Source organism: Thioalkalivibrio sulfidiphilus HL-EbGr7 (assembly GCF_000021985.1).
Classification (GTDB): domain Bacteria; phylum Pseudomonadota; class Gammaproteobacteria; order Ectothiorhodospirales; family Ectothiorhodospiraceae; genus Thioalkalivibrio_A; species Thioalkalivibrio_A sulfidiphilus.
Genome location: NC_011901.1, coordinates 467,102 through 479,573, shown reverse-complemented (window position 1 = coordinate 479,573; position 12,472 = coordinate 467,102). Strand labels below are relative to the sequence as shown.

The 12,472-nt window shown below is 68.3% G+C and carries 7 protein-coding genes; 5 read left to right on the top strand and 2 right to left on the bottom strand.

Annotation, left to right across the window (positions count from 1 at the left end; genetic code table 11):
• The first annotated feature begins 47 nt into the window (after positions 1-47).
• The 5 genes from TGR7_RS02215 to TGR7_RS02195 all read left to right on the top strand — a co-directional run bounded on the left by TGR7_RS02215 (position 48) and on the right by TGR7_RS02195 (position 10,696).
• On the top strand, positions 48-1,769 hold the full coding sequence (locus TGR7_RS02215; protein ID WP_012637035.1) for an autotransporter assembly complex protein TamA: 1,722 nt from the start codon (positions 48-50) through the stop codon (positions 1,767-1,769).
• Entirely contained in the window at positions 1,769-5,827 is a 4,059-nt protein-coding gene (locus tag TGR7_RS02210; RefSeq protein ID WP_012637034.1) for a translocation/assembly module TamB domain-containing protein, read from the top strand. The genes TGR7_RS02215 and TGR7_RS02210 overlap by 1 nt, the downstream gene beginning before the upstream one ends.
• Before the next feature lie 170 nt (positions 5,828-5,997).
• Positions 5,998-7,398 (top strand): MBL fold metallo-hydrolase RNA specificity domain-containing protein, encoded by a 1,401-nt coding sequence (locus tag TGR7_RS02205; RefSeq protein ID WP_012637033.1) that lies wholly within the window; start codon positions 5,998-6,000, stop codon positions 7,396-7,398.
• Between the two features lie 169 nt (positions 7,399-7,567).
• Entirely contained in the window at positions 7,568-8,755 is a 1,188-nt protein-coding gene (locus tag TGR7_RS02200) for a methyl-accepting chemotaxis protein (RefSeq protein WP_012637032.1), read from the top strand.
• A gap of 261 nt (positions 8,756-9,016) precedes the next feature.
• Entirely contained in the window at positions 9,017-10,696 is a 1,680-nt protein-coding gene (locus TGR7_RS02195; protein ID WP_012637031.1) for a Na/Pi cotransporter family protein, read from the top strand.
• 116 nt (positions 10,697-10,812) lie between these two features.
• Here the strand turns inward: TGR7_RS02195 and TGR7_RS02190 are convergent, their stop codons facing one another.
• Together TGR7_RS02190 and cueR are read right to left on the bottom strand one after the other, a co-directional pair.
• A complete protein-coding gene (locus TGR7_RS02190) occupies positions 10,813-11,667 on the bottom strand; it encodes an energy transducer TonB (RefSeq protein WP_012637030.1) in 855 nt (284 codons plus the stop codon).
• A 224-nt stretch (positions 11,668-11,891) separates the two neighbouring features.
• Complete coding sequence (cueR, locus tag TGR7_RS02185; protein WP_012637029.1) at positions 11,892-12,290, bottom strand: Cu(I)-responsive transcriptional regulator; 399 nt, start codon at positions 12,288-12,290, stop codon at positions 11,892-11,894.
• Between the last annotated feature and the right edge of the window lie 182 nt (positions 12,291-12,472).

The window sequence follows — 12,472 nt, the reverse complement described above, 5'->3', positions numbered from 1 at the left end:
GTCGCCGAGTGCCGCCTGCCCATTTCCCTGACCGCCGGATGCACGCCATGCGCCGCCTTGCGGCGGCGTTGCTGCTGGCGTGCCTGCCGCTCGGCACGGCCCAGGCACAGTCGCCACGCCTCAACATCACCGGCGTCGGGGCTGAGCTCGAGGACAATATCCGCGTTCACCTGAGCATCGCCCGCGAGGATTGCGAGCTGCCCGCGTGGCGGGAGCGCCCGCTGCTGCGCCGGGCGAACGAGGAGACCCGCGAGGCCCTGCGTGCCCTGGGCTACTATCGCCCGGAGCTTGAGATGGACTTCCGCCGCACCGAGGACTGCTGGACCCTGGAGGTCCGCGTCCAGCCGGGGGAGCCGGTACGCGTGCGCACGGTGGAGGTCACCCTGGATGGCGAGGCCGGCGAGGACCCCGCCTTCCGGGCACTGCTGGCCGACGCGCCCATGAAACCCGGCGACGTGCTGCGCCACGACCGCTACGAACAGCTGCGCAACAGCCTGACCCGCCTGGCCGCCGACCGGGGCTACCTGGACAACCGCATCATCACCCGTGAACTGCGCGTGCACGCCGGGGAAGGCGTGGCCGACGCGGTGATCCACATGGACAGCGGCGTCCGCTACCGCTTCGGCACCATCACCATCGAGCAGGACATCCTCAAGCCCGAGTTCGTGGACAAGTTCCTGCCCTTCGAGGAAGGCGAGCCCTACGACAGTGTGCGCCTCATCGACCTGCAGCAGGCCCTGGTGGACGGGAACTACTTCAGCGACGTGCGCGTGCGCACCGAGACCGAGGCCCGGGCCGACGGTGCCGTGCCCATCCGGGTGGAGCTCACGCCCCGCCCGCGCCACGCGTATCTCGCCGGTATCGGCGCCTCCACGGACATCGGCCCGCGCCTGCGTCTCGGCTACGAACACCGCTATGCCAACCGATCCGGGCACCGCTACAACACGGAACTGGAGCTCTCCCCGGTGCGCTCCGGGGTGGGCTTCAACTACGAGATCCCCCTGGACGAACCGGCCCGGGAACGCATCAATCTCATGGCCCGCTACCAGACCGAGGACACCGACACGGTGCGCTCCGATCTCTACGGCCTGGGCGTGAGCCATACCCGCCAGCACGACTCCGGCTGGCTGGAGACCCGCTCCCTGGTGTATGAGCGCGAGGACTACACCGTGGCCGGCATCACCGACCGCAGCGACCTGCTGATGCCGGGTCTGTCCTTCTCCCGGGTGCGCGCCGATCATCCCGTCTTCCCGCGACGGGGCTGGCGCCTGTACGGCGGCGTGCGCGGCGCCCACGACAGCGTGATCTCCTCGGTGAGCTTCGTGCAGTTCAACGGCCGCGCCAAGCTCATCACCCCCTTCGGCCCCGGCCGGCTCATCACCCGCGCCGAGGGAGGCGCCACCCAGGCGGACCTGGTCACGGAACTGCCCTCCTCGGTGCGTTTCTTCGCCGGCGGCGACAACAGCGTGCGCGGCTACGGCTACCAGCGCCTGGGCCCCACCAACGCCGACGGCGAGGTGATCGGCGGCCGGCACCTGCTCACCGGCAGCGTGGAATACGAGATCCCCCTGTTCGGCAAATGGAGCGCGGCGGCGTTCGTGGACAGCGGCAACGCCTACGACGCCATCGATGACTTCGATCCCAAGACCGGCGTGGGCTTAGGGATTCGCTGGCGCTCGCCCATCGGTCCCATCCGGGTCGACATCGCCCACCCCGTGGACGGCGACGAGAACTTCCGCCTGCACCTGACCATGGGGGCGGACCTGTAATGCTCCGCCGCGTCCTGTTCGGCGCCCTGATCGCCTTCATCATGCTGGCCACCCTGCTCACGGTGCTGCTGGGCACCGAGCCCGGCACCCGCTGGGTCATCCACCAGGGGTCGGCGCTGGCTCCCGGCGAGCTGCGCATCGAGCAGGTGGAGGGCACCCTGCTGCGCGGCGTGACGCTGCAGGGCATCCGTTTCGAGGATGAGTCCGCAAGCGCGAGCCTCGAGCGCCTGGAGATCAGGATCAACGCCAACGCCCTGTTCCTCGCCCGGCTCGCCATCACCCGCCTGGAACTGCATGGCCTGGACCTGCACACCCGCCCCGACCCGGACCCCGCGCCCGCCGAACCTTTCCAGATCCCCGAGGCCATCCGCCTGCCCCTGGCCATCGACCTGTCACCGGCCCACTTCACGGACCTGCGCCTGAGCTTCGGCGACGCCGACCCCCTGGTGATCCACGAGATCCACCTGGCCGCCAGCGCGGACCGGGACGCGGCGCGCATCCGCACCCTGACCGTGGACGCCGTCGACTTCGATCTCGACCTGAGCGCCCGCGCCGGTCTCGCCCTGCCCTACCCGATGCAGGCCGAGCTGGCCTGGCGGGTGCGCCTGCCCGAAGCCGCAGCGCTTGGACTCGATGCCGAGGAGGCCAGCGGCCGGGTCCGCATCGAGGGTGACCTGGAGCGCCTGACCCTGAGTCACGGCATCGAGGCCCCCCTGCGCCTGAGCGGCGAGGGCGAGTTCCACACCCTGCTGAACACGCCCGCCTGGGACCTGGCACACCACTGGGAGGCCTTCACCTGGCAGGTCCCGGAGCAGGGGCCCATCGCCGTGGAGGCGGGCCGTCTGTTGAGCACCGGCAACCTGGACGACCATCGCCTGGAGCTGCACACCACCGTCACCCCCCTGGACTATCCCGCCCAGCGCATCGAACTCACCGGCCGGGGCGATGCCGAGCACCTGGCCGAGCTGTCCCTGGCGATCAGCGGCGAGGTGGGGCGCCTGGGCCTCGCCGGCAGCGCCCGCTGGCTACCCCTGCCCGCCTGGGACCTGGCGGTCACCGGCCGGGACCTGGACCCGGGCCAGGCCAGCCCCGAGTTGCCTGGGCGGCTGGATCTCGACACCCGCGTATCCGGCGCACTGGATGCGGATGGCCTGCTGAGCCTCGATCTGCAGGACCTGGACCTGTCCGGCATGCTGCGCGGCGAGACCCTGCGCCTGAGCGGCGAGGCCCGCTTGAGGGACACCGAACTCAGCATCCCCGGCCTCACCCTGAGCGTGGACGGCGGGCGCCTCACCCTGGAGGGCATCGGCGGCTGGGCGCCACAGCCCCACTGGGACCTGCGCCTCGCCGCCCGCGACCTGGACCCGGGTCCCTGGCTCGAGGACTGGCCCGGCCGCTTGGACCTGGACCTGAGCGCCGCCGGTCGCCTGGAGGCGGATCTCGCCGTGCACGGCGAGGTGCGCCTGACCCGCCTGCAGGGCCAGCTGGCCGGCCACCGCGTCAGCGGCCGGGGTGAGGCAGCCCTTCAGGGCCACGGGCTCAGCACCCCCGGCCTGCACCTGGAAGTCGATGCCGCGCGGCTGTCGGTCACGGGCGAGGCCCACTGGTCCCCGGAGCTGCGCTGGAACCTGCGCCTCTCGGGAGACGACCTGGACCCCGGCCTCATCGACCCCCGGCTGGCCGGCCGACTCAACCTGCGCGCCGCCACCGAGGGCCGACTGGACGCGGAGACCGGCGCGGCCGCCAGTCTTGAACTGGAGCGGCTGGACGGCCGCCTGCGCGACTACCCGGTGTCCGCCCGGGGCAGCGCCCGGGTAAGCGAGGGCCGGCGGCTCACCACCCCGGGCCTGGAGGCGCGCCTGGGCGCCAACCGCCTGGAGCTGCGCGGCGAGGCGGCCCTGGACGCCGCCGACCTGCACTACCGCCTGGACGCGCCGGAGCTCTCCGCCCTGTGGCCCGGGCTGCGGGGTCGGCTCACGGGGCAGGGCCGGCTGGCAGGCCACTGGCAGCGGCCGGATCTGGACCTAAGCCTGGAAGGGGCGGAACTGGGCTTCGAGACCTGGTCACTGCAGCGCCTGGCCCTGGAGGCGCGGGGCGGACTCGAGCCGCAACGCCCCCTGGTCCTCAACCTGGTGGTCAACGACATCTCGCTTGACGACGACACCCTGGTGGAGAACCTGCTGCTGAGCGGCCGGGGCCACGCCGAGAACCACGAGCTGAATCTGAGCGCGCGTACCCGCGAGGGGGACCTGGGCCTGGGCCTGCGCGGACGTCTCACCGAGGCCCCCGGCTGGGCGGGAAGGATCACCCGGCTCAACCTGAGCGAGACCCGTCTGGGCACCTGGACCCTGGACGGCCGTCCCGCGCTCGAGGCCGATGCCGAGCACGCCCGGCTCGCGCCCCTGTGTCTGACCCAGGAGGCCGCCCGCCTGTGTCTCGAGGCGGATCGCACCCCGGCAACCGGCCTCCAGGCCCGGCTCGACCTGGACGATCTGTCCCTGGCCTGGCTCGCCGACGTGCTGCCCGAGAACCTGGAACTGGAGGGCCGGATCGAAGCCAGCGCCCGGCTGGCGCTCCTGGACACCCTCTCGGTGGAACTGCAGGCCGGCGCCCCACAGACGCAGATGCACGTGCTGCTCCCGGACGGCGATCGCGAGACCATCCCGTTCCGGGACCTGAACCTGGCGGCCAGCCTGAGCGACGGTCGGCTGGATGCCAGCACCAGCCTCGCTTTCCTGGAGGCGGGCCAGGCCAGCGCCCGGCTGACCGCCATCCCCGAGCGGGGCACCCACCGGCTCGACGGGCAGGCTCGGGCGGATCTCACCGAACTGCGCTGGCTGGAGATCTTCGCCCCCCAGGTGCGTGATCCCCGGGGCCGGCTGCAGGCAGACCTGGCCCTGACCGGCACCCTGGCCGACCCCGAGTTCCGCGGCCGCGTCAACCTGGCCGAAGGCCGGATGCTGATCCCCGACGCCGGGCTGGAGCTCACGGACCTGAACCTTCAGGCCGCCGCCGACGGGCTGGACCGGCTGAGCCTCGACGGACGGGTGCGCTCCGGCCCCGGTGAACTGCGGCTGGGTGGTGAGCTGGGCCTGGCCGACACCGGCGAACCCTGGGCCAACCTGACCCTGGCCGGGGAACGCTTCCAGGCCCTGCGCCTGCCGGAAGCGCAGGTGTTCATCTCTCCCGATCTGGCCATGGCCCTGGCCGGCCGGGAGATCCGTCTCACCGGGAGCCTGGCGGTCCCCGAGGCCAGCATCGAGCTGCGCGAACTGCCCGAGCAGGCGGTCTCCGTGAGCCGGGACGAGGTGATCGTGGATGCGGACGCGCCCGCCGAGCCGCCCCTGGAGATCCACAGCCGGGTCAGCGTCACCCTGGGCGAGCGGGTGAGCCTGAGCGGCTTCGGCCTGAGCGCCCGCCTGGAAGGTCAGCTGGACGTGGAGGACAGCCCTGCCCGGCCCACCCGGGTGGAGGGCGAGATCCGCATCCTGGACGGGCGCTACCGGGCCTATGGCCAGAACCTGATCGTGGAGCGGGGCGTGCTGGTGTTCCAGGGGCCGGCGGACAATCCGGGCCTGGACATCCGCGCCGTGCGCCGGGTGCCCGCCCACGACGTCACCGCGGGGCTCGCCATCGGCGGCACCCTGCAGGACCCCCGCTCCCGGGTCTTCTCCACCCCGGCCATGGAGGACAGCGAGGCCATGTCCTTCCTGCTCACCGGGCGTCCCCTGTCCGGGGCCTCCGAGTCCGATGCCAACGTGCTCGCCGCCGCCATCACCAGCTTCGGCCTGGAACAGGGCGGCATGATGACCCAGCAGATCGGCCAGGCCGTGGGCCTGGATGAATTCACCGTGGACGCCGAGGGCGACCTGGACCAGAGCGCCCTGATGATGGGCAAGTACCTCTCCGCACGGCTGTACGTGCGCTACAGCGTGGGCCTGTTCGAACGGGCCTCCAGCCTCATGCTGCGCTACACCCTCACCCGCAGCCTGAGCCTGGAGACCCAGACCAGCGGCGAGGCCCAGAGTATGGACCTGATCTACCGGCGGGAACGCTGAGACAATCAACCCCGTCCTCTCACGGAGACACGGGGCCACGGGGAAGCTTTATTAACGTAAAACGATATCCCTGTGGCTCCGTGTCTCCGTGAGAACAAACGTTCTTTCAGATCTTGCACCCCACGCCCCACCTCGAAGCCATCAACAACAAAAAACGCTAGACTGCACCCATGGCAAAACTCACCTTTCTCGGCGCCGTCGGCGAAGTCACCGGTTCGCGCTATCTCATCGAGACCGACAAATCCACCCTGCTGCTGGAGTGCGGACTGCACCAGGGCGGCGCCCAGGCGGACCGGGCCAACCAGGCCTCCCTGGTGAAGCTGGCCCGCCGGGTCGACGCGGTCATCCTCTCCCACGGCCACCTGGACCACTCGGGCCTCGTGCCCAAGCTGGTGCGCGACGGCTACCGGGGTCCCATCTACTGCACCCCCGGCACCCTGGACCTGCTCAAGATCATGTGGCGGGACGCCGCCGTGGTCATGGGCAAGGACGTCGAGTGGGAGAACAAGTGGCGCCGGCGCGCCGACAAGCGCCTGCTGGATCCCATCTACGAAGACGAGGACGTGGAACGGGCCCTGAACCTCTGCGAGCCGATCCCCTACAGGCGCCTGGAGCAGATCAAGGGCAGCGTCGGGCTCATGTACCACGACGCCGGCCACATCCTGGGTTCCGCGATCGTGGAGCTGACCGTGCCCTCCGGCGGGCGCGAACGGCGCCTGGTGTTCTCCGGCGACCTGGGCAACCCGGACTCGGTGCTCATGCACAGCCCCACGCGGCTGGAACACGCCGACCGGGTGCTCATGGAAAGCACCTACGGCAACCGCAACCACCGGCCCATGGAAGACACCATCGAGGAACTGGCCGGGATCCTGGAGCAGGCCCATGCGGACGGCGGCAACGTGCTCATCCCCGCCTTCGCGGTGGGACGCACCCAGGAGGTGCTCTACCACCTGAGCATGCTCTACCAGGCCGGGCGCCTGAAGCACCAGAGGGTGTTCCTGGACAGCCCCATGGCCATCGAGGTCACCGAACTCTACGCCCGCCGGCGCAAGGCCCTGGACCCCAAGGACCTCGAGAGACTGGAGCAGAACGGCAACGGCGAACTGGCCGAGGCCCTGCCGCCGCTGCAGTTCTCCCGCAGCGTGGAGGACTCCATGGCCATCAACCGAATCCAGGGCGGCGCCATCATCATCGCCGGCTCCGGCATGTGCAACGGCGGACGCATCCGCCACCACCTGAAGTACAACCTCTGGCGCCAGGACGCCCACGTGATCTTCGTCGGCTTCCAGGCCGCCGGCACCCTGGGCCGGCGGCTGGTGGACGGCGTGGAGAAGGTGAAGCTGCTGGGCTCCGAGGTGGCGGTGAAGGCCAGGATCCACACCCTGGGCGGCTTCTCCGCCCATGCCGGCCAGTCGCAACTGCTGGACTGGGCCGCCGCCTTCCGGGACCGGCCCGCCTTCCACCTGGTGCACGGTGAGCCCGAGGCACAACAGGCCCTGGCCGAGGCCCTGAAGCGGCAGCACGGTATCGAGGCCAACATCCCCGGACTCGGGGACAGCGTGGAGATTTAGGGCAATTCAAAATTCAAGATTCAAAATTCAAAGGGAAACCCGTCATCTTTGACTTTTGAATCTTGAATTTTGAATCATCCCCACCTTAAGAATCGGCCACAGAAGCCGATAACCAAAGTAAAGAACGCAAAACACCAATAATCAGCACCTTTCGGAGGGGCGTCTGCCCATGTTTCGCAAACCCAGCATCCTGCGCAACCTGCTCCTGGCCTTTCTCGGCTTCGGCCTGGTCCTGGGGCTGCTGTTCCCGTTCTTCGCCGACCTGTTCGTGGAATGGAAGCCTGGCATGTACGGCCTGTTCTTCGCCGCCTCCATCGCGGCCGGCCTGGTCATGGGCGGGGTCAACTACCTGCTGGTGCGGGTGATCCTGCTGGCGCGCCTGCGGCGCATCGCCGAGGTGACCCATGCCATCAGCGAGAACGACATCTCCCTGAACTGCACCATGCAGAGCCACGACCTGATCGGCGAGCTGATCGACAGCTTCAACCGCATGGCCGGGAACCTGCGTGGCATGATCCGCCTGATCAGCGCCAACAGCGAGCAGCTGGCCGGCTCCGCCAATCGGCTGGTGAGCATCATCGGCGAGACCGGCCGCGACCAGGGTCATCAGCGTGACGCCACCACCCTGGTGGCCACCGCCATGAACCAGATGGCCGCCACGGTGCGCGAGGTGGCCGCCAACACCCAGGGCGCCGCCGAGGCGGCCTCCACCGCCGCCGGCGAGGCACAGAACGGCGCGCTGACCGCCACCGAGGCCCTGGGGGCCATCGGCAACCTCAACGCCGGCATCCAGCGGGCCGTGGGCGTGATCGACAAGGTGCGCGCGGAAAACGACCGCATCCGCTCGGTGCTGGACGTGATCCAGGGCATCAGCGAACAGACCAACCTGCTGGCACTGAACGCTGCCATCGAGGCGGCCCGCGCCGGCGAACAGGGCCGCGGCTTTGCCGTGGTGGCCGACGAGGTGCGCAACCTGGCCCGGCGGACCCAGGACTCCGCCCGTGAGATTCAGAACATGCTCAGCCGACTCAATGACCAGGTGCAGGCCGCCGTGGACGTGATGGGCGAGGCCAACGCAAAGGCCGCCGAGAGCGAGGAAAAGGTGGAGGAATCCGCCATGGCCCTGGGCGAGATCGCCGGTGCCATCAAGTCCATCGAGCAGATGAACATCCAGATCGCCACTGCCGCCGAACAACAGACCGCCGTGGCCGAGGACATCAACCGCAACATCATCGAGATCAACGACGCCGCCGAGCGCGGCGTGCAGTCCATGCACCAGGCCCAGGAATCCACCGGCGAACTCAACGAGGTGGCCGGCCAGCTGCGTGAGATCGTGGGGCGGTTCAAACTCAACTGAAGTGGGAAGGGTGGACTGGGAAGTGCGAAGTAAAGGCCTTTAGGAACTTCTGATTAAGAAACCGTAGGATGGGTGAAGCGCAGCGCACCCATCAGACGTTGCCGGCATGGGCACGCGATGCTTAGCCCATCCTACAGAACTTCCAACCTTCAAATTCCCACTTCCGACTTCATTCCCACTTCCCAATTCACACTTCGCACTTCCCAGCGCGTTACACTGAAGATGACTGCGTGATGTCTCACGCGCGCCATCTTCGTGCCCATGACCGAGCCCCCCGACATCGCCGTCTACACCCTGGTCGCCGGATTCCTCGGCGGCCTGGGCCTGTTTCTGCTCGGCATGACGCTCATGACCGACGGCCTGAAGCTGGCCGGCGGCAAGGCCCTGCAGCACATCCTCGGCACCTGGACCCGCACCCGCACCCGGGCGCTGGCCTCGGGCATGGGGGTCACCGCCCTGGTGCAGTCCTCCAGCGCCGTGACCGTGGCCACCATCGGTTTCGCCAACGCCGGCCTGCTCACCCTGGGCCAGGCGGTGTGGGTCATCTTCGGCTCCAACGTGGGCACTACCATGACGGGCTGGCTGGTGGCCCTGCTCGGCTTCAACATCCGCATCGATGCCTTCTCCCTGCCCGCCATCGGCATCGGTGCGCTGATCTACCTGTTCGCCCGCAGCACGCGCATCAAACACCTGGGCATGGCACTGGCCGGCTTCGGTCTGCTGTTCCTGGGCATCGACGTGCTCAAGAACGCCTTCATGGGCCTGAGTGCCGCCGTGGACCTGGGTGCACTGGCCCGCCCGGGTTTCCTCGGTCTCATCATCATGGTGGGTATCGGCGCCCTGCTCACGGTGCTGATGCAGAGTTCCTCCGCTTCCATGGCCATGGCGCTCACCGCCGCCATGAGCGGCGCCGTGCCCCTTGAGGCCTCCGCCGCCGCGGTGATCGGCGCGAACCTGGGCACCACGGTCAAGGCCATGCTGGTGGTGATCGGCGCCACCGCCAATGCCAAGCGCGTGGCCGCCGCCCACGTGATCTTCAACGGCCTGACCGCCCTCGTCGCACTGCTCATCCTGCCCTGGTTCCTGGCCTTCATCGCCTGGGTGTGGGGCAGCACCGGCGAGGCGCCGGCGCCGGCCATGCTGCTGGCCCTGTTCCACACCGGCTTCAACCTGCTGGGTGTGGCCCTGATGATCCCCGTCGCGCCGCCCATGATCCGCTGGCTGCAGGGACGTTTCGGTTCCGCAGAGGAAGACGCCGCGCGCCCCCGCTATCTGGACAACAGCAGTGCCGGCGTGCCGGACCTGGGTCTGCAGGCGCTCATCCTCGAGATCGATCGCCTGGGCGACATGAGCCATCGCATGGCCCGTGATGCCCTGTCCGACCAACCCTCCAGCGCGGACGCCCTGGAGGCCCAGCGATCGGTGGTGGAACGCCTGCTGGCGGCCATCGGCGATTTCGCGGCCAAGGTGTCACGGGGGCACCTGCCGGAGAAGATCTCTGACGGCGTTACCGAGGCTCTGAGGGTGGCGCGCTATCATCGTGACGTGGCCACACTCGCTCACGACATCGCGGCATTGCGCAGGCTGCGCGAACGCCATGACCTGCCCGCCATGACCGAACTGCGGCGGCAGTGGCAGAACCTCGCCGTGCGCGCCCTGGACCTGGCGCGCCTTGAACCGGACGACCCGCAGCGGGGCGATGCCGCCGAGGCCGTGGCCCAGGTGGAAAGCGAGTACGCCCGGCTCAAGCAGGCCCTGCTGCGGGAAGGCACCTCAGGCAACATCCCCATCCCCGAGATGGAACGCCAGTTGCGCATCATCAGCATGGCCCGCCGGCTGGTGACCCAGGCGGACAAGGCACGGCGCTACGGGGATCACCTGGATTCACAGGTGGGGCAGACGAAGCCGGATCAGGATGCCCCGCCGGCCCCGACCCAGTAAATGGGGAACTGAAGTACGAAGTGTGAATTTGGAAGTGGGAATTAAAGGCCTTCACTTCGCACTTCATAATTCACACTTCGTACTTCATCCCCACTTCCCAATTCACACTTCCTACTTCAAAAGAGCTTGAACTCCAAGGCGATCTCGAAATCCCGAAACGGCCCCGCCCCCGCCGGCAACGGCTGCGCGCGACCCACCTGGCGCACCGCCGCGAGCGCTGCCTCGTCCAGCAGGTTGTGCCCCGAGGATTCCATCAGGCGAATCGCTTCGATCCGGCCATCACCCAGGACCCGGAAGCCCACCAGGGCGATGCCCTGCAGTTGCTGTCGAACCGCCAGCCTCGGGTAGCGCTTCTCACGTTCGATGGCCGCGCGCAGGCGGTCCTGGTAATCGGCCATGAGGTCGGCGTCCAGCGTCTCTGACGGCGCGTCCTGCGGTGTCACAGGTTCCGCCGGCGGCATCACTGCTTCCGGGCGCTGGCGCTCAGCATCCGGCTCACTGCGTTCAACAGGAACCGATTCCCGGGGCGTGGCTGGCGCCGGGTCCTCCCGCGGCTCGGGAACCTGTTCCACGGCAGGCTCCGGTTCGGGCTCCGGTTCGGGCTCCGGTTCGGGCTCCGGTTCGGGCTCCGGTTCGGGTTCGGGTTCGGGTTCGGGCTCCGGTTCGGGCTCCGGTTCGGGTTCGGGTTCGGGTTCGGGTTCGGGTTCGGGTTCGGGTTCGGGTTCGGGTTCGGGTTCGGGTTCGGGTTCGGGTTCGGGTTCGGGTTCGGGTTCGGGTTCGGGTTCGGGTTCGGCGGAGGATAGCGGCTCCGGTTCCGGCTGCGTGGGCCTGGCTGGCATCAGCGCCACATCCAGTGGACGGCTGCCGGGCAAGGACACATCCCGCTGCAACACCGGCATGGCCCAGTCGCCCCACAGGAGCACCAGGTGCACCAGGACGGAGATCAGCAGGGCAAACAGGAAGGGACGCATGCGGGTCCGGCAGGCAGCAGATGGCCCCGTAATTCTAACAGGCGAAGTTGCAGGTTCCGTGGGTGCCTGGCACGACCCTCTCAACACAGAGCCAAGCCAGGCAACTCAACCTCGAATGATCAAGTCCCGTCCTCTCACGGAGACACGGGGCCACTGATGGAAGACAAGATACGTGAAGTGCATTCCCCGTGGCCCCGTATCTCCGTGAGAGAATGGCCGTTGACCTACCTGCCGGATGCCCCCGCCAGGTCATCCAGGATCGGGCAGGCCGCCCGCTGGTCGCCTTGGCATTCTTGGATCAGGTGCTGCAGGGTGCGGCGCATGGATTCCAGGTCGGCGATCTTCTCTTCCAGTTCGCGCAGGTGTTCCTGCGCAATCGCCCTCACCTCCGCACTGGCCCGATGCTGGTCCCGCCACAGTGCCACCAGGTGTTCCACCTGTTCCAGCGAAAACCCCAGGTCCCGGGCACGGCGGATGAAGCGCAGCATGTGCACATCCGTGTCGGCGTAATACCGGTAACCGTTGGCACCGCGCTTGGCCTCGGGCAACAGCCCGATCTGCTCGTAGTAGCGGATCATCTTCGCCGACACCCCGGATGCGCTGGCCGCTTCACCGATGTTCATATTTGTACTCTCAAGGCATGTAGTCCGCGAATGAACGCCAATGCACGCAAATAGGACATTCAATCAACTGAAAAGCCACTGGCGCAAAACATGCGCAAATTACTCACTGAAGATCTATTGAGAATCTCTTTTCGCGAAACGCCGTACCTGCGATGTTTGACTGTCGATATCTATCCAGAATT

Bases quoted from the DNA above. Each gene is read 5' to 3' on its own strand.
- TGR7_RS02205 (WP_012637033.1), top strand. From the start codon at position 5,998: ATGGCAAAACTCACCTTTCTCGGCGCCGTCGGCGAAGTCACCGGTTCG.
- TGR7_RS02210 (WP_012637034.1), top strand. From the start codon at position 1,769: ATGCTCCGCCGCGTCCTGTTCGGCGCCCTGATCGCCTTCATCATGCTG.
- cueR (WP_012637029.1), bottom strand. From the start codon at position 12,290: ATGAACATCGGTGAAGCGGCCAGCGCATCCGGGGTGTCGGCGAAGATG.
- TGR7_RS02195 (WP_012637031.1), top strand. From the start codon at position 9,017: ATGACCGAGCCCCCCGACATCGCCGTCTACACCCTGGTCGCCGGATTC.
- TGR7_RS02190 (WP_012637030.1), bottom strand. From the start codon at position 11,667: ATGCGTCCCTTCCTGTTTGCCCTGCTGATCTCCGTCCTGGTGCACCTG.
- TGR7_RS02215 (WP_012637035.1), top strand. From the start codon at position 48: ATGCGCCGCCTTGCGGCGGCGTTGCTGCTGGCGTGCCTGCCGCTCGGC.
- TGR7_RS02200 (WP_012637032.1), top strand. From the start codon at position 7,568: ATGTTTCGCAAACCCAGCATCCTGCGCAACCTGCTCCTGGCCTTTCTC.